Below are 21351 nucleotides of genomic sequence, written 5' to 3'. Positions count from 1 at the left end.
TAATAAGTCATCAATAAGGTGTTGCATGTTGAACCGTATCCGCGTTGTCACAATGCTCATGATGGTGCTGGTGGTTTTTGCACTTCTGCAGCTGGTATCGGGTGGTCTGTTGTTCTCGTCGCTGAAGCAGAATCAGCAGAGCTTTGCTGATGCTAACGATCTTCGTCAGCAGCAGACCGAGCTGACCAAAACCTGGGAACTGATGCTGCAAACGCGCATCAACCTCAGCCGTTCGTCAGCGCGGATGATGATGGATCCGGCCAATCAACAGAGCAGCGCCAAAACCGATCTGTTGAAGAGCGCCCAGGCCTCGCTTGCGGAGGCGGCAACGCATTATGACGCCTACAAAGCGCTGCCGACCGTGCCCGCCATGGCGCAGGTCAGCCAGCAGCTTGATGCTAAATATCGCACCTACAGCGCCGCGCTCACGGAGCTGATCCAGTTCCTGGAGAGCGGCAATATGGACGCCTTTTTCGCTCAGCCTACCCAGGGCATGCAGAATGCCATGGGTGATGCGCTGGGGCAGTATGCCCAGCTCAGCAGCGAGCTGTACCACAACGCCTTTACCCAGAGCACCCACGACTACCGCTTCGCCCAGTGGCAGATAGCGATCCTCGCCCTGGCGCTGGTCATCGTGCTGGCCGCGGTGTGGTACGGCATTCGCCATATCCTGCTGAACCCGCTGGCTAACGTGATCCGCCATATTCGCGACATCGCCAGCGGGGATCTGACCCAGACCCTGGTCATTCAAGGTAAAAACGAAATTACCGAGCTGGCGGACAGCGTTGAGCATATGCAGCGCTCGCTGATCGACACCGTGACCAACGTGCGTCGGGGATCGGATGCGATCCACAGCGGCACCAGCGAAATCGCCGCTGGTAACAACGATCTCTCTTCCCGTACCGAGCAGCAGGCCTCCGCCCTGGAGCAGACCGCTGCTAGCATGGAGCAGCTCACCGCCACCGTGAAGCAGAACGCCGATAACGCGCGTCAGGCTTCGCAGCTGGCGCTCAGCGCCTCCGAAACCGCTGGACGCGGGGGCAAGGTAGTGGACGGCGTAGTGAAAACCATGCACGACATCGCCACCAGCTCGAAGAAAATTGCCGATATTACCAGCGTGATCGACGGCATCGCGTTCCAGACCAATATTCTGGCGCTTAACGCCGCCGTCGAGGCCGCCCGTGCGGGCGAGCAGGGGCGCGGCTTTGCCGTCGTCGCCGGTGAGGTGCGTAACCTTGCTAGCCGCAGCGCCAACGCAGCCAAAGAGATCAAGGCGTTAATTGAAGATTCCGTCTCGCGCGTGGATACCGGCTCGGTGCTGGTCGAGAGCGCCGGGGAGACCATGAACGATATCGTCAACGCGGTTACTCGGGTAACCGACATTATGGGCGAGATTGCCTCTGCCTCTGATGAGCAGAGCAAGGGCATCGACCAGGTGGCGCTGGCGGTATCGGAGATGGACAGAGTGACACAGCAGAACGCGTCGCTGGTAGAAGAGTCTGCGGCCGCCGCCGCGGCATTAGAAGAACAGGCCAGTCGACTCACGCAGGCGGTCTCTGCTTTCCGCCTTGCCGCGGTCCCTGAAAATCCGGCGCAGCGCCGCTTGCAGGGGAAGGAGTTCGTTTCCGCCCCGGCTGGCAAACGTCAGCTCAGTACCGGACAGGATGATAACTGGGAAACTTTTTGATCGTATTGATATTGCGGCGTTAGCCGCCTGATGGGAGCGTAGATGTTTAATCGTATTCGTATCTCGACCACACTGTTTATCTTACTGATTGTTTGCGGTCTGTTGCTGGTGGGAAGCAACGGCCTCTCTTTTTGGGCTTTCCGCGATGGTTTCCAGCATCTGGAGCAGGTTGAAAAGAGCAACCACCAGCGTAATACGCTGGCCCAGATGCGCGCCGTGTTATTGCAGACCAGTACCTCGCTGAACAAAGCGGGCACGCTGACCGCCTTAAGCTATCCGCCGGATGATATCAAGGGGCTGATGAGTTCGGCCCGCAGCAACCTGCAGCTCGCTGCCGCCCAGCTCAAAGAGTTTGATGCCATGGAGGCGATCTCGCCGGAAGGGGAGAAGCTCAAGGCGCAGGCGAAAGCCACCTACGGCACCTGGATGAGCGATTTAGAGCATCAGGCGACCTGGCTTACGAATAACCAGCTCTCTGATTTTATGACCGCGCCGGTGCAGCAGTCCCAGGATGCGTTTGAGGCGACCTTTACGGCCTGGCAGCACTATATCGATCGCTTTGTCGTGACCGCAACGGCAGCCAGTGGCGCTAACTACCACATGTCGGCGGCAACCTTTATTACCGTGTTGATTCTGGCCGCGGGGCTGATCTCAGCCGGGCTGTTCTGGTCACGCAGAATGATCGTGCAGCCGCTGGCGATCATCAGCAGCCACTTTGACAGCATCGCCGGGGGTGATCTGGCGCGGCCGATCTCGGTCTATGGCCGCAACGAAATCTCCGCCATTTTTGCCAGCCTGAAAAAGATGCAGACCGCGCTGCGAGGCACGGTGGCCAACGTGCGCGAAGGCAGCGTGTCGATGCACACCGGCATCTCAGAAATTGCCGCTGGCAATAACGATCTCTCGGCGCGCACCGAGCAGCAGGCGGCGTCGCTGGCCGAAACCGCCGCCAGCATGGAGCAGCTCACCGCGACGGTTTCCCAGAATGCGGACAACGCCCGTCAGGCGTCGGTGCTCTCGCACGGCGCGGCGGAAACCGCGAGAAAAGGCGGGGAGCAGACCTCGCGGGTGGCTGACACCATGCATGATATCGCCACCAGCTCACAGAAAATTGGCGACATCATCAGCGTGATTGACGGCATTGCCTTCCAGACCAATATCCTGGCGCTAAACGCTGCCGTTGAGGCCGCGCGGGCGGGCGAGCAGGGGCGTGGTTTTGCCGTCGTGGCTGGGGAAGTACGTAACCTGGCCAGCCGCAGCGCCGAGGCGGCGAAAGAGATCAAAGGGTTAATCGAGGATTCCGTTGCCCGCGTGCAGCAGGGTTCTGCCCTGGTAGATACGGCGGCGCAGACCATGACGGACATCGTCCGCTCTGTCACTCAGGTGAATGACATTATGGGCGAAATTGCTTCCGCCTCCGATGAGCAGCGCCGGGGTATTGAGCAGGTCGCGCTGGCGGTCAGCCAGATGGATCAGGTTACGCAGCAGAACGCCTCTCTGGTAGAGGAGGCCGCTGCGGCAACCGAACAGTTAGCGCACCAGGCGGACCGTCTTACGTCCCAGGTTGCGGTATTTAAGTTAGATGAACAAATCGGTCAACCCGACGTGGCACCCCCCAGGGCCGTGCCAGCATTATCCTGAAAGTAATTGAGAAGGCGCTATGACATCACCACTGCCCAACGGGCAAACGTCATTAACTATGCAGTTCCCTCAGCGCCTTGCGCTGTCCGATGCGCATTTTCGTCGGATATGTCAATTGATTTACCAGCGTGCGGGGATCGTGCTGGCTGACCATAAGCGAGACATGGTCTACAACCGGCTGGTTCGCCGCCTGCGCACGCTGGGGCTGGATGATTTTGGCCGCTACCTGAGCATGCTGGAAGCAAACCAGAGCAGCGCCGAGTGGCAGGCATTTATCAACTCGCTGACCACTAACCTGACCGCCTTCTTCCGTGAAGCCCACCACTTCCCGGTGCTGGCCGATCACGCCCGCAAGCACAGCGGTGAGTACCGCGTCTGGAGCGCCGCCGCGTCGACTGGCGAAGAGCCTTACTCGCTCGCCATCACCCTGGCGGATGCGCTGGGCATGGTGCAGGGGCGCTGGAAAGTGATTGCCAGCGATATCGACACCGAGGTGCTGGAGAAAGCCCGCAGCGGCATCTACCGCCTGGAGGAGCTGAAAACGCTCTCCCCCCAACAGCTGCAGCGCTACTTTATGCGCGGCACCGGGCCCCATGCCGGGCTGGTGCGGGTGCGCCAGGAGCTGGCGAACTTTGTCGATTTCCAGCCGCTCAACCTGCTGGATAAGCAGTACAACGTGCCGGGCCCGTTCGACGCTATTTTTTGTCGTAACGTGATGATCTATTTTGATAAAACGACGCAGCAGGACATTTTGCGCCGCTTTGCCCCGATGCTTAAGCCTGACGGACTGATGTTCGCCGGGCATTCGGAGAATTTCAGCAACCTTGTGCGCGAGTTTACCCTGCGTGGGCAGACGGTTTATGCGCTGAGTAAGGATAAAGCATGAGTAAAATCAGGGTTCTGTCTGTTGATGACTCCGCGCTGATGCGCCAGATCATGACGGAGATTATTAACAGCCACAGTGATATGGAGATGGTGGCCACCGCGCCGGATCCGCTGGTCGCGCGGGATTTGATCAAGAAATACAATCCGGATGTTCTGACCCTGGACGTTGAAATGCCGCGCATGGACGGCCTCGACTTTCTTGAGAAGCTGATGCGCCTGCGGCCGATGCCGGTAGTGATGGTCTCCTCCCTGACCGGGAAAGGCTCTGAAGTGACCCTGCGCGCGCTGGAGCTAGGGGCAATTGACTTTGTCACCAAGCCACAGCTGGGGATCCGTGAGGGCATGCTCGCCTATAGCGAGATGATTGCCGAGAAGGTGCGGACCGCCTCGCGGGCCAAGCTGGCTGCGCACAATCCGGTCTCCGCCCCGGTCACCCTGAAAGCCGGGCCGCTGTTGAGTTCGGAAAAGCTGCTGGCGATCGGGGCTTCAACCGGCGGAACAGAGGCAATTCGCCATGTACTCCAGCCATTGCCGCTCTCCAGTCCCGGTATTCTTATTACCCAGCACATGCCGCCGGGCTTTACCCGCTCGTTCGCCGAGCGTCTGAACAAGCTCTGTCAGATCAGCGTAAAAGAGGCGGAGGACGGCGAGCGCGTGCTGCCGGGCCATGCCTATATTGCCCCTGGCGATAAGCACATGGAGCTGGCGCGCAGCGGTGCAAACTATCAGATCAAAATTCACGACGGACCGCCGGTTAACCGGCATCGTCCGGCGGTAGATGTGCTGTTTCATTCGGTCGCGAAGCACGCGGGGCGTAACGCCGTGGGGGTGATCCTCACCGGCATGGGCAACGACGGCGCGGCCGGTATGTTAGCAATGCACCAGGCGGGCGCCTGGACGATTGCGCAAAATGAAGCAAGTTGTGTGGTGTTCGGCATGCCGCGCGAAGCTATCAATATGGGTGGCGTAAGCGAAGTGGTCGATCTTAGCCAGGTAAGCCAGCAGATGCTGGCAAAAATCAGTGCCGGACAGGCAATACGTATTTAACGAGGAGTGTAGTTTTATGGCGGACAAAGAGCTCAAGTTTCTGGTTGTGGATGACTTTTCCACCATGCGTCGCATCGTGCGCAACCTGCTGAAAGAGCTGGGTTTCAACAACGTAGAAGAGGCAGAGGACGGCGTTGATGCGCTGAACAAGCTCCAGGCGGGCGGGTTTGGCTTCGTTATCTCCGACTGGAACATGCCCAACATGGACGGCCTGGAGCTGCTGAAAACCATTCGCGGCAACAGCGCCATGGCTTCCCTGCCGGTGCTGATGGTAACCGCAGAGGCGAAGAAAGAGAACATCATTGCGGCCGCGCAGGCGGGTGCAAGTGGTTACGTGGTGAAGCCGTTTACGGCCGCAACCCTGGAAGAAAAACTCGGCAAGATCTTCGAGAAACTCGGCATGTGAGGACCGGATGATGATGATGCAATCGCAAATGAAACCTACGGATGAGCAATCGCCCGGGGACATTATCGCCCGCATCGGTAGCCTGACGCGCATGCTGCGCGACAGCCTGCGTGAGCTTGGCCTTGACCAGGCCATTGCTGAAGCGGCAGAAGCGATCCCTGATGCCCGCGATCGTCTGGACTATGTTGTGCAGATGACGGCCCAGGCTGCCGAGCGTGCGTTAAACAGCGTAGAAGCCTCGCAGCCGCATCAGGACGCGATGGAGAGCGGCGCGAAGTCGCTGACCAAACGTTGGGACGCATGGTTTGAGAACCCGATCGAGCTGACCGACGCCAAAGAGCTGGTCAAAGACACCCGCCAGTATCTTGGCGACGTGCCGGGCCACACCAGCTTCACCAATGCCCAGCTGCTGGACATCATGATGGCGCAGGATTTCCAGGATCTGACCGGTCAGGTAATCAAGCGCATGATGGATGTGATCCAGGAGATTGAGCGTCAGCTGCTGATGGTGCTGCTGGATAACATGCCAGAGCCGTCCGCGCGGCCAAAGCGCGAGAACGAAAGCCTGCTCAACGGGCCGCAGCTCGACACCACCAAAGCAGGCGTCGTAGCCAGCCAGGATCAGGTCGACGACCTGCTGGACAGCCTCGGCTTCTGATCACAACCCCGCCTCTGCTGGTAAAGAGAGGCGGGTTTTAGTGTAGTAAATAATATGCCTTAGCCTATATGCAGCCGCGTCACATCAACGCGATCACCCACATCCGTTTCTCGCAAACACTTCAGCAGGCAATCGTACTCAGTATCGTTAAAGCTGCTGATGTCGTAATGCACCCGTTCATAATGTTGCAAGGCAGAATAGCTATAGCGAGGCAGCGCCCTATGTAAGAACTCGCTCAGGCCTGGCCCTAACGTTTTCACCTGCTTGTTATAGATAGTACGTAAAATTTTCACGACCGAACCGGTTTCATTTGGCGTGGCTTCCAGAACCAGCTCCAGATAACCTTTTCTTAAGTCATGCAGATAATTGTCTGGCGTAAGAATTTCACCACGATGCACATCGTAAAGCACCGCGTCCCAAGACATAAGCGTGGTGTGGAGCAGGCTCTCTACATTTTCTAATGGAATAATGTTCTCTTTGAAAGCCCATGTATCGCTGAGGCACCAGATATCAAAATCCAACGAGCAGTAGCGAAAACGTATGCCGCCAAGTTTATTGGTGACAAAATGCTCCATATGAAAGTGGGAAAGCAGATGTAGCAAATCCTCACGTTCGCCAGCGAACACGATATCAATATCAGACGTAAATCCATCACGTCCAAAGAGGCCAATGTCTCTGAGCATTCCACCAAAAATCCATGCTCGATGTTGAGCGGCAACAGCGTCAATCAACGCCCGAGCCGCCCGCTGTTCCTCTCCGGAAGCAAAAAAATTGTCAATACGCCGCTTTAGGGCATAACGCGTTCTGGCTACGTTCATACTCATAAAGGGATTTTAGCTCATCGTGAAGCCGTATCAAATAGTTATCGGTCATGCCTGAGATAGCGTCAGAAAGCAGCTGCGCTTCTTTGTAGAGCACCGGCAGCGTGTTTTTTTCATCCTCAAAGATACGACGATAGTTTTCTGAAATACGGCCATAGGCGTAGCGGCCAAAAGGAGTGTCAGAGAGGTATTCGTTACGCGAGCCGAGTGCGCTGCGTTCTTCTTCTTTTCGTTCACGTTTCGTTTTGTGTCCATGAATGCCAACCCACAGCATATCCATCAGGCTTTGAATATAATTTGAACCTTGCAGCTCAAGCTTGAGTACGGATGGGTGACGATAGCCACGTGTTCTATCAAAATCTTTCAGCGCTTCACATAACGCGTTAGCGGTGCTAACGCTGATAAGATCCGGCAACGTGCAGTCATGGCTCATGAGTTCGTCGATACGCTGGGTAAAGGACTCTACTACGCTATTCACAAGGGCAATCGTTGATTTGACGCGAAACATCTGCATGTTCATATCGTTAATTTCAGCCGGGGTGAGATCGCGTTGTTGCTCCCTGTATTCACTGTTTTTGTCCTCGGTTTGCTTAACCACCGCTTGAATGAGAGTGTCCTCACCTCTATTCCAGCATTTGAGATGATCGATAAGGTCATGGTAAGAGGCCAGGCCTTTTTTAACCGTATCTTCGGCGTCGAGAACGGAGTAGGCGATGTCATCGCAGGCCTCCATCAGCCAGGTAAAGGGATGGCGTATCCCTTCGGCCAGGCCGGTCTCTTTCCAGACATCCTCAACAACGCGCGCTTCAGAATAGAAGTAACCGTGCTTTTTCCATTTTCCCGGTGAAGGTGTGTAAGAGGAAAGCGGATACTTAATCAATGCAGCAAGCGTGGCATAGGTCAAGTTCAAGCCATACGTATCGTTAAGGATCTGCAGCTTAGTGACTAACCTGAAGGTCTGAGCGTTGCCGTCAAATTTAAAAAAGTCTTCAAAAATTAAAGGATTATCAATTTCTCCAGAATTTTCTACGTCAGCTTTCAGATGGCGTTTGTACCATGCACGCATGGCCGCCTCGCCCTGATGACCAAAGGGCGGATTGCCGAGATCGTGCGCTAGCCCAATAGCAGCCAGCAGAGCAGGGACGTCACGCTCAACACAAAGGCCCGTGGGTAAAGTGCCAAAAACCTCCTTTTTCAGGTCAAAGGCCAGCCGCATACCGATACCGCGAGCGAAGTTGGCGACTTCATGTGAATGCGTCAACCGCGTACGCACACTATCGTTACGATCGAGTGGATAAACCTGCGTTTTATCAGCCAGACGGCGAGTCGGGGCAGCAAATAAGAGACGATCGAAATCACGTTCAATCTCCTGTCGCCACTCCTGAGTCGGCGGAGCCTGCAAATATGTTAACGCGTCGTTTTGCTTGAGTTTATCTTTCCTGCGTTCGCTATTGAGTAACCGTGACCACTGCATAAAAACCCCCTTAATAGTAAGGGGTTTAGGCTAGCAAATGCGTTTAAGCGCTGCTACCTTGCCGCTGCGCTTTTCTACAGATTTCGACCGGCCTCCCAAAGCGTAAAAGCCCTATTACATTCAAAATTGTACTTAACGCCAAAAAGCCCGCCTTTTAGCCTCGTTTATTCGCCCATTGTTCGGGCTTGTCTCAGGCATCATGATACAAAATTGTATCAGCGGAATTTTGCTCGTGGCTGAAGAAGACAACGAGGACAAAACAGAGGCCCCCACACCCCACCGACTAGAGAAGGCGCGTGAGGAGGGGCAGGTTCCCCGCTCCAAAGAGCTTACATCGCTGCTGATCCTGGTGGTCGGCATCTGTGTGATCTGGATTGGGGGGGAGTCGCTCGCCCGTAGGCTGGCGGGACTGCTCTCATCTGGCCTCCGCTTCGACCACGGTATCGTCAACGATCCCCAGCTGATCCTCGGTCAAACCGTCCTGCTGATCAAAGAGGCCATGATCGCGCTGCTGCCGCTTATTACCGGCGTGGTGCTGGTGGCGCTGATCGCCCCGATTCTGCTCGGTGGGCTGGTGTTTAGCGGCAAATCGCTGCAGTTCCAGTTCTCCAAGCTCAACCCGCTCAGTGGCCTTAAACGCCTCTTCTCCGCCCAGGTCGGCGCCGAGCTGGTCAAGGCGGTATTGAAGGCCGTGCTGATGGGCGGCGTGGCGGGTCTCTACCTGACCCATAAGTGGCCAGAGATGATGCGCCTGATGAGCGAATCACCGCTGACGGCCATGAGCAACGCCCTTAATCTGGTGGGCCTCTGCGTGCTGCTGGTGGTGCTGGGCATCATTCCGATGGTGGGCTTTGATGTAATTTGGCAGATCTACAGCCACATCAAAAAGCTGCGTATGTCCCGCCAGGATATCCGCGATGAACACAAGCAGAGCGAAGGCGACCCGCACGTAAAAGGGCGTATTCGCCAGATGCAGCGCGCCGCCGCCCGCCGCCGCATGATGGCGGACGTGCCCAAAGCTAACGTGGTGGTGACCAACCCGACGCATTACGCCGTGGCGCTGCTGTACGACGAGAACAAGATGAGTGCGCCGAAGGTGCTGGCCAAAGGGGCCGGGCTGGTGGCGTTGCGCATTCGTGAAATTGCTGCTGAAAACCGTATTCCCCTGCTGGAAGCGCCGCCGCTGGCGCGTGCACTCTACCGCCATGCCGATGTCGGCCAGCAGATCCCCGGTCAGCTCTACGCGGCGGTAGCCGAAGTGCTGGCCTGGGTATGGCAACTCAAACGCTGGAAGCTCGCTGGTGGGCAAGCGCCGGTGAAACCCGCCAATCTTCCGGTGCCTGAAGCATTGGATTTTATGAACGACGAGAAGGACACTGATGAATAATCTGGTGACGATGTTGCGTCTGCCCAGCAACATGAAATCAGGTCAATGGCAGATTCTTGCTGGACCGATACTGATTCTGCTTATCCTGTCGATGATGGTGCTGCCGCTCCCGGCGTTCATTCTTGACCTGCTGTTTACCTTTAACATCGCGCTCTCCATTATGGTGTTGCTGGTAGCGATGTTTACCCAGCGTACGCTGGAGTTCGCCGCGTTCCCGACCATTCTGCTGTTTACCACCCTGTTGCGGCTGGCGCTGAACGTCGCGTCCACGCGTATCATCCTGATGGAAGGGCATACCGGCGGCGCAGCGGCGGGGAAGGTGGTTGAAGCCTTCGGCCACTTCCTCGTTGGCGGTAACTTTGCCATCGGTATCGTGGTGTTCGTTATTCTCGTCATCATCAACTTTATGGTTATCACCAAGGGTGCAGGGCGTATCGCCGAAGTCGGCGCGCGCTTTGTCCTCGACGGGATGCCGGGCAAGCAGATGGCGATCGATGCCGACCTCAACGCCGGGATTATCGGTGAAGAGGAGGCAAAAAAACGCCGCTCGGAAGTGACCCAGGAGGCTGACTTCTACGGCTCCATGGACGGTGCGAGTAAGTTCGTGCGCGGCGATGCCATCGCGGGCATCCTGATCATGGTGATTAACGTTATCGGCGGCCTGCTGGTGGGCGTTCTGCAACATGGCATGGACATGGGCCACGCGGCAGAGAGCTATACCCTGCTGACCATCGGTGACGGGCTTGTCGCCCAGATCCCGGCGCTGGTGATCTCCACCGCGGCGGGCGTGATCGTGACCCGTGTAGCAACCGATCAGGACGTGGGCCAGCAGATGGTGGGTCAGCTGTTTAGCAACCCGCGCGTGATGCTGCTGAGCGCCGCCGTACTGGGCCTGCTGGGCCTGGTGCCAGGCATGCCAAACTTTGTCTTTCTGCTCTTTACCGCCGGACTGCTGGGCCTTGCCTGGTGGCTGCGCGGACGTGAACAGAAAGCCCCGGTTGAGGCCGCGCCGATCAAGATGCCGGAGAACAACCAGGCGGTAGAGGCCACCTGGAACGATGTCCAGCTGGAAGACTCCCTCGGTATGGAGGTGGGTTATCGCCTGATCCCAATGGTGGATTTCCAGCAGGATGGTGAGCTGCTTGGACGTATCCGCAGCATCCGTAAGAAATTTGCTCAGGATATGGGCTTCCTGCCGCCGGTGGTGCACATTCGCGACAATATGGATCTGCCTCCGGCGCGCTACCGTATTCTAATGAAGGGCGTTGAGATCGGCAGCGGCGAGGCCTATCCAGGCCGCTGGCTGGCGATCAACCCTGGCACGGCGGCGGGCACTCTGCCCGGCGAGCAGACGGTGGATCCGGCCTTTGGCCTGGCGGCGATCTGGATCGAAAGCGCCCTGAAAGAGCAGGCGCAGATCCAGGGTTATACCGTGGTCGAGGCCAGCACCGTGGTGGCGACCCATCTTAACCACCTGATTGGTCAGTTCTCTGCCGAGCTGTTTGGCCGCCAGGAGGCGCAGCAGCTGCTGGATCGCGTGAGCCAGGAGATGCCGAAGCTCACCGAAGATCTGGTTCCGGGCGTGGTTACCCTCACCACCCTGCACAAGGTGTTGCAGAACCTGCTGGATGAGAAAGTGCCGATTCGCGACATGCGCACCATTCTGGAGACCCTGGCCGAGCATGCGCCGATCCAGAGCGATCCGCACGAGCTGACCGCGGTCGTTCGCGTGGCGCTGGGCCGGGCGATCACCCAGCAGTGGTTCCCGGGCACCGGCGAAGTGCAGGTGATCGGTCTGGATACGCCGCTTGAGCGTCTGCTGCTGCAGGCGTTGCAGGGCGGCGGCGGCCTGGAGCCGGGTCTGGCGGATCGCCTGCTGGCCCAGACCCAGGAGGCGCTGGCCCGTCAGGAGATGCTTGGCGCGCCGCCGGTGCTGCTGGTGAACCACGCCCTGCGTCCGCTGCTGTCGCGCTTCCTGCGTCGCAGCCTGACGCAGCTGGTGGTGCTCTCTAATATGGAGCTGTCGGATAACCGCAACATCCGCATGACCGCCACTATTGGAGGTAAATAGTGCGTAGATTGTTAGGTCTTCTGCTGGCGCTGCCGCTGCTGGCCCACGCGGCAGGTGAGGGGGCATGGCAGGCGAGCAGCATCGGCATCACCCTTAACCACCGGGGGGAGTCGATGTCGTCCCGACCGCTGGCCTCCTCCCAGCCCGTCTCCGGGCTGATGACGCTGGTGGCGTGGCGCTACACGCTTAACGGCCCGACCCCGGCCGGGCTGCGGGTGCGCCTCTGCTCGCAGATCCGCTGCACGGAGCTGGACGGAGAGAGCGGCACGACCCACGCCTTCAACGGCATTCCTGCCGCTGAGCCGCTGCGCTTTATCTGGGAAGTGCCCGGCGGCGGACGCCTGCTGCCGGCCCTCAAGGTCAGCCGCAATGAAGTCATTGTAAACTACCGCTAAGCGCTTCATTCTTCGCCAGTCATCACCGTTTTCAGCGGGATTATGATGGCTGGCTCTCAATTTTTGACCCCGCCTTTTGATGCAGAAGAAACACTGTTTTATAAATCAGTGACACACGTAGTGAGACTCTTTGTATTTTTGCCAACCGCGCCAGCGCAGTGGCAGAAACAGAAAGGTTTATCTGAACGCATCCTCTTACTTTAGCCGTGTAAGTACTCCCAAAACAAAAAGGGTTGGCGGCAATGAAAACACGTAAAATTGGACTGGCGAACTATCTCGCCTACGGATCCGGTGACTTTTTGGGGGCCGGAACGACAGCGTTGACCGCTGCGTGGCTCCTCTATTTCTACACAACGTTTTGTGGTTTAACGCCTATCGAGGCCACCTTCATCTTTGCCACCGCAAGGGTGCTGGATGCGGTGGTCAGCCCGCTGATGGGCTTTTTAACCGATAACTTCGGTTCGACCTGGCTGGGCAAACGCTTTGGCCGACGTAAATTCTTTATCATGCTCGGCATCCCGTGCGTCTTTAGCTACTCCATTATGTGGGTCGGCGACATGGGCTTCTGGTACTATCTGCTTACCTATCTGCTGTTCGATATCGTCTACACCATGATCCTCGTTCCGTATGAGACCCTGGTGCCGGAGATGACCGACGACTTCAAACAAAAGACCAAGTTCTCCGGGGCGCGTATCGGCATGGCGCAGATGTCGGCGATCCTCGCCTCGTTCCTGCCGGGGATCCTGCTGACCCACTTTGGTAAAGACAACCCGGTCTCCTTCTTCTACGCCAGCCTGGTCTTCTCGGTGCTTTGTGCCCTGATGCTGACCTTCGTCTGGTTCTTCACCTGGGAACGCCCGCGTGAGGAGTGGACCGAAGCCGCCCTGCGTGCCGAAGAGGAGAAGAAACACCTGACGTTCCGCCAGAGCATGACCCGCCTGTTTACCGAGCTTAGCTCGACCCTGCGCATCAAAATCTTCCGTCAGCATCTGGGTATGTATCTTGGGGGTTATATCGCCCAGGACGTTTTCAACGCCGTCTTTACCTACTACGTTGTATTCGTCCTGATGCAGGAGGCGTCGCTGGCCTCTAACCTGCTCGGCACCATGGCTATCTTCCAGTTCATTGCGGTCATCGCCATGATCCCGCTCTGCATCCGCTTTGGACCTGCGCCGTCTTACCGGATGGTGGTCACGCTGTTCGGCATCAGTTCTATCTCCTACGCCGTGCTTTACTACGCGGGCCTGAGCGACATCTACTCCCTGCTGCTGCTGGTTTCCGCCGTCGCCGGTCTCGGTCGCGGGGGCATCAACTACGTGCCGTGGAACACCTACACCTACATCTCTGACGTGGATGAGGTCATTACCGGCCAGCGCCGGGAAGGGATCTTCGCAGGCATCATGACTCTGACCCGCAAAGCCTCCCAGGCCGGGGCAGTGATGCTGGTGGGGATCGTCATGCAGGCCTCCGGCTTCGTCTCCGGTCAAAAAACGCAGCCGGAGTCGGTTAGCCACACCATTCTGATGATCCTCTGCTTCGGTACGGTGGCGGTGCTGCTCTGCGGTTTCCTGGTGTCGCTGCGCTTCAAGCTGAACCTGAAAACCCATAGCGTGCTGCGGGAAGAGACGGCCAAAATGCGCCAGTCTGGCCGCGCTATGCCGGAGACCGTGACGCCGCAGGCGCGGGCCACCGTTGAGATGCTGGCGGGAATGCCTTACGAGTCGCTGTGGGGCAACAACAATATTGGCTATCTGAATCGTAACAAGCCTGCCGCGCCGTCGCTGAAAGATCGCTCCGGCCATGAATTCAATACGCAAGAGGTTAAGTAAATGATTGTTTATCCTGTCAAACATAGCCCTTTACTCTGTCAGCCGACGCGCTTTATTGCCCGGGACGAGCTGAAGGCACTGATCCAGAAGGTGACCCATAATCTGGTCAATATTCAGGATGCATCCGGTGAGTTTTTACTGCGACTAGACGACGGGCGCGTCATTGATACCAAAGGCTGGGCGGGCTGGGAGTGGACGCACGGCGTGGGGCTGTACGGGATGTATCAATACTATCGCCAGACCGGCGATGAGACGATGCGGGAGATCATTGATAGCTGGTTCGCGGACCGCTTTGCCGAAGGGGCTACCACCAAAAACGTCAATACCATGGCACCGTTTTTAACCCTGGCGTATCGCTATGAGGAGACCCGCAATCCATCTTACCTGCCGTGGCTTGAGAGCTGGGCCGAGTGGGCGATGAACGAGATGCCGCGCACCGAGCATGGCGGGATGCAGCACATCACGCTGGCGGAAGAGAACCACCAGCAGATGTGGGACGATACGCTGATGATGACCGTGCTGCCGCTGGCGAAGATCGGCAAGCTGCTTAATCGCCCCGAATATGTCGAAGAGGCGGTGTATCAGTTCCTGCTGCACGTGCAGAACCTGATGGATCGCCAGACCGGTCTCTGGTTCCACGGCTGGAGCTATGAGGGCAACCACAACTTTGCTCAGGCGCGCTGGGCGCGGGGCAACAGCTGGCTGACCATTGTGATCCCAGATTTTCTGGAGCTGGTGGATCTGCCGGAAAACAACGCCGTACGCCGCTACCTGGTGCAGGTGTTGAATGCGCAGATCGCCGCCCTGGCAACGTGCCAGGATGACAGCGGCCTGTGGCATACCCTGCTGGACGATCCGCACTCCTACCTTGAGGCGTCGGCCACCGCCGGGTTCGCCTACGGTATTCTGAAAGCGGTGCGCAAGCGCTACGTCGGGCCAGAGTATGCGGAGGTCGCGGATAAAGCGATTAAGGGGATCGTGAATAACATTTCGCCGGAAGGGGAGCTGCTGCAAACCTCCTTCGGCACCGGAATGGGGTCTAACCTCGATTTCTACCGCAATATTCCGCTCACCTCCATGCCCTATGGCCAGGCGATGGCGATACTCTGTCTGACCGAGTACCTGCGGAAATACTTCTAAGGATTGCAGCTCCTGTAGGCCTGATAAGCGAAGCGCCATCAGGCGTTTCCCCCGGTGGCGCTGCGCTAACCGGGGCTACAGGATCTGTTAATGCTGTTTACATGCGTTCGACGGTTTGGATCCCAAGGGTATCCAGACCGGTTTTCAGCGTTTTCGCGGTCAGCTGCGCCAGCTTCAGGCGGCTCAGGCGCGTCTCGTCGCTCTCGGCGGTAAGAATCGGGCAGTGCTCGTAGAAGCCAGAGAACAGGCCCGCCAGATCGTAGAGGTAGCTGCACATCACGTGCGGGGTGCCTTCACGAGCAACCACGTTCAGCGTCTCTTCAAACTGCAACAGGCGCGCCGCCAGCTGGGCTTCGCGATCTTCGGTAATCACCACGTTAGCATTTGCCAGCACGCTCTCGTCGATCTCCGCTTTACGGAATACAGAGAGCACGCGAGTGTAGGCATACTGCATGTACGGCGCGGTATTGCCCTCAAAGGCCAGCATGTTATCCCAGTCGAAGATGTAGTCGGTGGTGCGGTTTTTAGAGAGATCCGCATACTTCACCGCGCCGATACCGACCGCATTAGCCAGCTTTTCCAGCTCCTCGGCAGGCATATCCGGGTTCTTCTCCGCCACCAGACGGCGGGCGCGCTCCAGCGCCTCGTCCAGCAGATCGGCGAGCTTCACGGTACCGCCGGCGCGGGTTTTGAACGGCTTGCCGTCTTTACCCAGCATCATGCCGAACATATGGTGCTCCAGCGGCACGCTATCCGGCACGTAGCCCGCCTTGCGCACGATGGTCCACGCCTGCATCAGGTGCTGGTGCTGACGGGAGTCGATGTAGTAGAGCACGCGATCGGCATGCAGGGTTTCAAAGCGGTACTTGGCGCAGGCGATATCGGTCGTGGTGTAGAGGTAGCCGCCATCCTTTTTCTGGATGATGACGCCCATCGGCTCACCCTCTTTGTTTTTGTACTCGTCGAGGAAGACCACGGTCGCGCCTTCGCTCTCTACCGCCAGCCCTTTGGCTTTCAGGTCGGCCACGATGCCCGGCAGCATCGGGTTGTAGAGGCTTTCGCCCATCACGTCCTTGCTGGTGAGGGTCACGTTCAGACGATCGTAGTTAGTCTGGTTCTGCGCCATGGTGATATCCACCAGCTTGCGCCACATCTGACGGCAGTACTCATCGCCGCCCTGTAATTTCACCACGTAACCACGGGCGCGCTCGGCAAAGGCTTCATCTTCGTCGTAGTGCTTCTTCGCTTCACGATAGAACGCTTCGAGGTCCGCCAGCGCCATCTCGCCTGCGTTCTCCTGCTGCTTAAGCTCCAGGAACGCAATCAGCATGCCAAACTGGGTGCCCCAGTCGCCGACGTGGTTGGCGCGGATCACGTTGTGACCCAGCAGCTCCAGGGTACGCACGGAAGCGTCGCCGATGATGGTCGAGCGCAGATGGCCGACGTGCATCTCTTTGGCCACGTTCGGGGCAGAGTAGTCAACCACGATGGTCTGCGGCTCCGGGCGGGAGAGGCCCAGACGATCGGAAGCCAGCGCCTTATTGACATGCTCGGCCAGAAACGCCGGCTCGAGGAAGATATTGATAAAGCCCGGCCCGGCGATCTCAACCTTGCTGGCAATGCCGTTGAGATCAAGGTGAGTCAGAACCTGCTCAGCAACCTGTCGCGGGGGCATGCCCAGTTTTTTCGCAACCGCCATGACGCCATTGGCCTGGTAGTCACCAAACTGTACTTTTGCTGACTGACGAACCTGCGGCTCGCAATCCGCAGGCGCGCCTGCGGCAATCAGTGCCTGACTGACTTTTTCTGAGAGAAGTGCCTGAATATTCACCGGGATACCTTACGTTAACGACGCAGCGCGCAAAAAGCCGCCTGCGTCCGGGTGTTGATAAGTAAAGCCGGGAGTATACTGCAATTGCCTGCTGCCGTCAGCCCTGTCGGGACGCGGGTTTTGCGCAAATAAACGGCAAGCTAAACGTGAATAATCATTCATTTGCCAACGGGGGCAATCGCCGTTTGGTGCGCGTCCGACAACAGGGTAAATTAGCGGCTTTGCGATAAACGAGGGCGTTGACCATGGCTGACTGGCAGACCATTGACGAATTGCATGATATTTCTGCGGATCTCCCGCGCTTTACAAAAGCGTTAACCGAACTTGCCACCCGGCTGGGGTTGGATATCGCGCCTCTTGAGGCCGATCACATTTCGCTGCGCTGCCATCAGAATACCACCGCCGAGCGCTGGCGTCGGGGCTTTGAGCAGTGCGGCACGCTGCTGTCGGAGAACATGATTAATGGTCGGCCGATCTGCCTGTTTAAGCTGCACCAGCCTGTGACGGTGGCGCACTGGTCCTTTACGGTGGTTGAGCTGCCGTGGCCGGGCGAGAAGCGCTATCCCCACGAAGGCTGGGAACATATCGAGATCGTCCTGCCCGGCGAGCCGGAAACCCTGAACGCCCGGGCGTTAGCGCTGCTGGCCGATGAGGGGCTAAGCCAGCCGGGTATTGCTGTTAAAACCAGCTCGCCAAAAGGGGAGCACGAGCGCCTGCCCAATCCCACGCTGGCGGTGACCGATGGCACGGTAACGGTGAAGTTTCACCCGTGGTCCATCGAAGCGATCGTGGCGAGCGAAAATGGCGCGTAGAACAGAGGAGAGAGAAAAATGGCTCTGCTGGAGATCTGCTGTTACAGCCAGGCGAGCGCCGAGACTGCACAGCTTAACGGGGCGGACCGCATTGAGCTTTGCGCAGCCCCGAAAGAGGGTGGGCTGACACCTTCCCACGGCGTCCTGCGGCTGGTGCGCGAGACGGTGACAATCCCCGTGCATCCCATCGTCCGCCCCAGGGGCGGTGACTTCTGCTACACCGACGATGAGTTTAGCGCGATGCTGGACGACGTCAGGCTGATCAAGACGCTGGGCTTTCCAGGAGTGGTTATTGGCGTGCTGGATGAGGAGGGCAACGTCGATATCCCCCGCATGCGACAAATAATGCAGGCTGCACAGGGGATGGCTGTAACTTTTCATCGCGCCTTTGATATGTGCAGAAACCCGCATGAAGCCGTTGATAAGTTAGGAGATTTAGGCGTGTCGCGCATCCTCACCTCGGGGCAAAAAGCGTCGGCAGAAAAAGGACTTTCATTAATTACGGAACTAAAACACCGATCCGGTGTTCCAATCATTATGGCTGGTGCTGGCGTTCGAGTCAGCAACCTGCATATGTTTTTGGACGCAGGGGTGGAGGAGGTACACAGCTCCGCAGGAATGTGGACGCCGTCGCCCATGCGTTACCGTCAACAGGGATTGTCGATGTCATCTGATGCGCAGTCGGATGAGTATCTGCGCTATTGCGTGGACGGTGAAATTGTAGCGGAAATGAAAGCGATGATTGCCCGTCATCGTGCGTTCTGACCCTTTTTTACCGCACATCATGTCGCCCAATATGATGCTTGCTTTGTACCAGGCCCCTGCCATTTCAACAGGGGCCATTTTTTTTCCTTCATATTTCAAACTGCAACTGTGTTGGCTGCCTCGCTCACACCGGTCACTTACCTATGTAAGCTCCCGGCGACTCGCTGCGTTGCCGCCTTGTTGCAGCTTGAACTATTTTGGAAAAAGTGCAGAAAATTGTAGAAAAATGCAGAGGTTTCGTAGGCCGGGTAAGGCGTAGCCGACACCCGGCGTTTTCCCCGGTGGCGCTGCGCTTACCGGGGCTACAACTGTTTTTACTACCGCGTTACGGCTTCTTCGCAATCAACACCGCACGCAGCGGGGCGGGGTAGCCCTCAACGGTCTTGCTCGGGTCGTTTGGATCGAGAAACTCCGCCAGCGACTCGGTGATCATCCAGTCGGTGCGGCGCTGCTCTTCGGTAGTGGTCTGGCAGACGTCAACGATACGCACATCCACAAAGCCACACTTCTCCAGCCAGTTTTTTAACGCCAGCGCGGAGGGGATAAAGTAGACGTTGCGCATTTGGGCATAGCGATCGCCGGGGATCAGCACCGTGCGTTCATCGCCCTCGACCACCAGCGTCTCCAGCACCAGCTCACCTTCGCTTACCAACTGATCCTTAAGCTGCCACAGGTGCTCCAACGGAGAGCGACGATGATAGAGCACGCCCATCGAAAAGACCGTATCAAACGCGTTCAGCGCCGGAAGCTGCTCAATGCCCAGCGGCAGCAGGTGCGCCCGCTGGTCGCCGCCCAGCAGCTTGCGCACCGCCTCAAACTGGCAGAGGAACAGCTGGGTCGGATCGATACCGACCGCCAGGTGTGCGCCCGCGCCCACCATTCGCCACAGGTGATAGCCGCTGCCACAGCCCACATCGAGGATAGTGCGTCCGCTAAGATCAGAGAGGTGCGGCAGCACGCGCTCCCATTTCCAGTCGGAGCGCCACTCGGTGTCGATGTCCACGCCATAGAGCGAGAACGGCCCCTTGCGCCACGGCATCAGGTTACGCAGCAGCGTATCGATGCGCTTGATCTGCCCTGGGCTGAGCGGGGTTTCGCTCTCCGCCGTCACGCTGTGCAGTAGATCAAGCCGATACGGCTGCATCTCCGGTAGAAACTCTACCGCATTGGTCCACTGCTTAAACTGGCCGTGCAGAGCTCCGCGCTGCCAGGTTGCAATCTGTGCGGGCAGGGTCTCCAGCCAGTGGGCGAGGGGACTTTTGGCAATCTGCTGATAGAAGTCACCGAACTCGATCATGCCAACGCTCCTGCTTTCAACGCCACCAGCGAACCAAAGTTAAAGCACTGGAACCAAAGTTCGCTGTGCTCGAAACCGGCCTGGCGCAGGCGGGCCTTGTGCGTCTCCACGGAGTCGGTGAGCATCACGTTCTCCAGCATGCTGCGCTTCTGGCTGATCTCCAGCTCGCTGTAGCCGTTGGCACGTTTAAAATCGTGATGCATGTTAAACAGCAGCTCGCCGGTGGTGGCATCTTCAAAGCTGAATTTTTCCGACAGCACCAGCGCGCCGCCCGGATTCAGCCCCTGATAGATGTTATCCAGCAGCGCCTGCCGTTCAGCAGGTTCAAGGAATTGCAGGGTAAAGTTCAGCACCACCAGCGACGCGTTTTCAATGCGGATATGGCGAATATCGCCCTCAATCACCTCAACCGGCGTCGGCGCTTTATAGGCGTCAATATGGCGGCGGCAGCGTTCAACCATCGCCGGAGAGTTATCCACGGCAATAATTTTACAGTCCGGATGGGTAATATTACGACGCACGGAGAGCGTGGCCGCGCCCAGCGAGCAGCCCAGATCGTAGACCTGGCTAGCGGGCTGCACAAAACGCTCCGCCAGCATGCCGATCATCGAGATAATATTTGAGTAGCCGGGAACGGAGCGCTGGATCATGTCCGGGAAGACTTCGGCTACCCGTTCATCGAATGTCCAGTCACCCAGGCTGGCGATTGGCGCAGAAAAAAGCGTGTCGCGGTGAGACATAACGTAAAAATCCGAGAAAACAAAAGTGGCGTATTGTGCGCTAATGCACAGAGAAAACCAACTCCCAGGGCATGAACCAGAGGTTTGCCAGCACCATCAGCACCAGCGAACACCAGGTGGCGCTCATACCGGACCGCCGCCAGCGCATCAGCTGGTGATGCAAACCGTAGTAGTGCATCAGACGACCAGCAATCAGCAGCAGTCCACAGACGTGCACCATCCACGTCTCTGCGCCGTTCATCTCCATAAACAGCAGCAGGATCAGGCCAGCGGGAAGATACTCTACCGCATTGCCGTGGATGCGGATCGCGGTCTGTAGCTCGCTAAACCCGCCATCGCCATACGACACCCGGTACTGCATACGCAGGCGCACAACGTCAAAAGAGAACTTAATCAGCAGCAGAACACCCAGCACGGCATACAGCGCGCTTACCATAGAAACTCCATTTAAGCCCAGAAAGGGTA

At 57.7% G+C, this 21351-nt stretch carries 19 protein-coding genes; 13 read left to right on the top strand and 6 right to left on the bottom strand.

Annotated features, from left to right (window positions below; translation table 11 throughout):
• The first annotated feature begins 25 nt into the window (after positions 1-25).
• From tar to cheZ, 6 genes are read left to right on the top strand one after another with little or no spacing between them, the layout of a single operon-like run.
• On the top strand, positions 26-1687 hold the full coding sequence (gene tar, locus EV102420_RS09830; protein WP_042391382.1) for a methyl-accepting chemotaxis protein II: 1662 nt from the start codon (positions 26-28) through the stop codon (positions 1685-1687).
• A gap of 42 nt (positions 1688-1729) precedes the next feature.
• A complete protein-coding gene (tap, locus tag EV102420_RS09825) occupies positions 1730-3328 on the top strand; it encodes a methyl-accepting chemotaxis protein IV (RefSeq protein WP_042391381.1) in 1599 nt (532 codons plus the stop codon).
• A gap of 19 nt (positions 3329-3347) precedes the next feature.
• Positions 3348-4214 (top strand): protein-glutamate O-methyltransferase CheR, encoded by an 867-nt coding sequence (gene cheR, locus EV102420_RS09820; RefSeq protein ID WP_042391380.1) that lies wholly within the window; start codon positions 3348-3350, stop codon positions 4212-4214.
• On the top strand, positions 4211-5260 hold the full coding sequence (locus tag EV102420_RS09815) for a protein-glutamate methylesterase/protein-glutamine glutaminase (protein WP_042391379.1): 1050 nt from the start codon (positions 4211-4213) through the stop codon (positions 5258-5260). The genes cheR and EV102420_RS09815 overlap by 4 nt, the downstream gene beginning before the upstream one ends.
• A gap of 16 nt (positions 5261-5276) precedes the next feature.
• Positions 5277-5666 (top strand): chemotaxis response regulator CheY, encoded by a 390-nt coding sequence (gene cheY, locus EV102420_RS09810; RefSeq protein WP_042391378.1) that lies wholly within the window; start codon positions 5277-5279, stop codon positions 5664-5666.
• A gap of 13 nt (positions 5667-5679) precedes the next feature.
• Positions 5680-6324, top strand: a complete 645-nt coding sequence (gene cheZ / locus EV102420_RS09805; RefSeq protein ID WP_042391464.1) for a protein phosphatase CheZ — start codon at positions 5680-5682, stop codon at positions 6322-6324.
• Between the two features lie 59 nt (positions 6325-6383).
• Here the strand turns inward: cheZ and EV102420_RS22630 are convergent, their stop codons facing one another.
• Together EV102420_RS22630 and dgt are read right to left on the bottom strand one after the other, a co-directional pair.
• Positions 6384-7148, bottom strand: a complete 765-nt coding sequence (locus EV102420_RS22630; RefSeq protein ID WP_174435475.1) for a hypothetical protein — start codon at positions 7146-7148, stop codon at positions 6384-6386.
• Complete coding sequence (gene dgt / locus EV102420_RS09795; RefSeq protein ID WP_042391377.1) at positions 7099-8619, bottom strand: dGTP triphosphohydrolase; 1521 nt, start codon at positions 8617-8619, stop codon at positions 7099-7101. Before dgt ends, EV102420_RS22630 begins: the two co-directional genes overlap by 50 nt.
• A 232-nt stretch (positions 8620-8851) precedes the next feature.
• Here dgt and flhB point away from each other — a divergent pair, with 232 nt between their 5' ends.
• The 5 genes from flhB to bglB all read left to right on the top strand — a co-directional run bounded on the left by flhB (position 8852) and on the right by bglB (position 15441).
• On the top strand, positions 8852-10006 hold the full coding sequence (gene flhB, locus EV102420_RS09790; RefSeq protein ID WP_042391376.1) for a flagellar biosynthesis protein FlhB: 1155 nt from the start codon (positions 8852-8854) through the stop codon (positions 10004-10006).
• A complete protein-coding gene (gene flhA / locus EV102420_RS09785) occupies positions 9999-12077 on the top strand; it encodes a flagellar biosynthesis protein FlhA (protein WP_042391375.1) in 2079 nt (692 codons plus the stop codon). Before flhB ends, flhA begins: the two co-directional genes overlap by 8 nt.
• Complete coding sequence (gene flhE, locus EV102420_RS09780; RefSeq protein ID WP_131406007.1) at positions 12074-12472, top strand: flagellar protein FlhE; 399 nt, start codon at positions 12074-12076, stop codon at positions 12470-12472. Before flhA ends, flhE begins: the two co-directional genes overlap by 4 nt.
• 242 nt (positions 12473-12714) lie before the next feature.
• Positions 12715-14301, top strand: a complete 1587-nt coding sequence (locus tag EV102420_RS09775; protein WP_042391373.1) for an MFS transporter — start codon at positions 12715-12717, stop codon at positions 14299-14301.
• Complete coding sequence (bglB, locus tag EV102420_RS09770; RefSeq protein WP_042391372.1) at positions 14302-15441, top strand: beta-galactosidase BglB; 1140 nt, start codon at positions 14302-14304, stop codon at positions 15439-15441.
• Between the two features lie 97 nt (positions 15442-15538).
• Here bglB and argS read toward each other — a convergent pair whose 3' ends face one another.
• Positions 15539-17272 (bottom strand): arginine--tRNA ligase, encoded by a 1734-nt coding sequence (gene argS / locus EV102420_RS09765; protein WP_042391371.1) that lies wholly within the window; start codon positions 17270-17272, stop codon positions 15539-15541.
• A gap of 245 nt (positions 17273-17517) precedes the next feature.
• Between argS and EV102420_RS09760 the strand changes: the two genes are divergently transcribed.
• Both EV102420_RS09760 and cutC read left to right on the top strand, forming a co-directional pair.
• Positions 17518-18084, top strand: a complete 567-nt coding sequence (locus EV102420_RS09760) for a VOC family protein (protein ID WP_042391370.1) — start codon at positions 17518-17520, stop codon at positions 18082-18084.
• Between the two features lie 18 nt (positions 18085-18102).
• A complete protein-coding gene (gene cutC, locus EV102420_RS09755; protein WP_042391369.1) occupies positions 18103-18849 on the top strand; it encodes a copper homeostasis protein CutC in 747 nt (248 codons plus the stop codon).
• 325 nt (positions 18850-19174) lie between these two features.
• Here the strand turns inward: cutC and cmoB are convergent, their stop codons facing one another.
• Genes cmoB through EV102420_RS09740 form a run of 3 tightly spaced genes read right to left on the bottom strand, consistent with a single transcriptional unit; the run spans position 19175 to position 21322 of the window.
• Positions 19175-20146 (bottom strand): tRNA 5-methoxyuridine(34)/uridine 5-oxyacetic acid(34) synthase CmoB, encoded by a 972-nt coding sequence (gene cmoB, locus EV102420_RS09750; RefSeq protein ID WP_042391368.1) that lies wholly within the window; start codon positions 20144-20146, stop codon positions 19175-19177.
• On the bottom strand, positions 20143-20886 hold the full coding sequence (gene cmoA, locus EV102420_RS09745; protein ID WP_042391366.1) for a carboxy-S-adenosyl-L-methionine synthase CmoA: 744 nt from the start codon (positions 20884-20886) through the stop codon (positions 20143-20145). The genes cmoB and cmoA overlap by 4 nt, the downstream gene beginning before the upstream one ends.
• Before the next feature lie 40 nt (positions 20887-20926).
• Positions 20927-21322 (bottom strand): MAPEG family protein, encoded by a 396-nt coding sequence (locus EV102420_RS09740; protein WP_042391365.1) that lies wholly within the window; start codon positions 21320-21322, stop codon positions 20927-20929.
• Positions 21323-21351: the final 29 nt, after the last annotated feature.

It is taken from the genome of Pseudescherichia vulneris NBRC 102420, assembly GCF_000759795.1.
GTDB lineage: Bacteria > Pseudomonadota > Gammaproteobacteria > Enterobacterales > Enterobacteriaceae > Pseudescherichia > Pseudescherichia vulneris.
The sequence above is the reverse complement of the archived record's forward strand: the minus strand, read 5'-3'. Positions and strand labels throughout refer to the sequence as shown.

Excerpts from the sequence above, each read along its gene's own strand:
- EV102420_RS09760 (WP_042391370.1), top strand. The coding sequence starts at position 17,518 with ATGGCTGACTGGCAGACCATTGACGAATTGCATGATATTTCTGCGGAT.
- cheY (WP_042391378.1), top strand. The coding sequence starts at position 5,277 with ATGGCGGACAAAGAGCTCAAGTTTCTGGTTGTGGATGACTTTTCCACC.
- tap (WP_042391381.1), top strand. The coding sequence starts at position 1,730 with ATGTTTAATCGTATTCGTATCTCGACCACACTGTTTATCTTACTGATT.
- tar (WP_042391382.1), top strand. The coding sequence starts at position 26 with ATGTTGAACCGTATCCGCGTTGTCACAATGCTCATGATGGTGCTGGTG.
- EV102420_RS09815 (WP_042391379.1), top strand. The coding sequence starts at position 4,211 with ATGAGTAAAATCAGGGTTCTGTCTGTTGATGACTCCGCGCTGATGCGC.
- EV102420_RS09740 (WP_042391365.1), bottom strand. The coding sequence starts at position 21,322 with ATGGTAAGCGCGCTGTATGCCGTGCTGGGTGTTCTGCTGCTGATTAAG.
- cheR (WP_042391380.1), top strand. The coding sequence starts at position 3,348 with ATGACATCACCACTGCCCAACGGGCAAACGTCATTAACTATGCAGTTC.
- flhA (WP_042391375.1), top strand. The coding sequence starts at position 9,999 with ATGAATAATCTGGTGACGATGTTGCGTCTGCCCAGCAACATGAAATCA.
- cmoB (WP_042391368.1), bottom strand. The coding sequence starts at position 20,146 with ATGATCGAGTTCGGTGACTTCTATCAGCAGATTGCCAAAAGTCCCCTC.
- dgt (WP_042391377.1), bottom strand. The coding sequence starts at position 8,619 with ATGCAGTGGTCACGGTTACTCAATAGCGAACGCAGGAAAGATAAACTC.
- EV102420_RS22630 (WP_174435475.1), bottom strand. The coding sequence starts at position 7,148 with ATGAGTATGAACGTAGCCAGAACGCGTTATGCCCTAAAGCGGCGTATT.
- cheZ (WP_042391464.1), top strand. The coding sequence starts at position 5,680 with ATGATGCAATCGCAAATGAAACCTACGGATGAGCAATCGCCCGGGGAC.
- EV102420_RS09775 (WP_042391373.1), top strand. The coding sequence starts at position 12,715 with ATGAAAACACGTAAAATTGGACTGGCGAACTATCTCGCCTACGGATCC.
- cutC (WP_042391369.1), top strand. The coding sequence starts at position 18,103 with ATGGCTCTGCTGGAGATCTGCTGTTACAGCCAGGCGAGCGCCGAGACT.
- bglB (WP_042391372.1), top strand. The coding sequence starts at position 14,302 with ATGATTGTTTATCCTGTCAAACATAGCCCTTTACTCTGTCAGCCGACG.
- cmoA (WP_042391366.1), bottom strand. The coding sequence starts at position 20,886 with ATGTCTCACCGCGACACGCTTTTTTCTGCGCCAATCGCCAGCCTGGGT.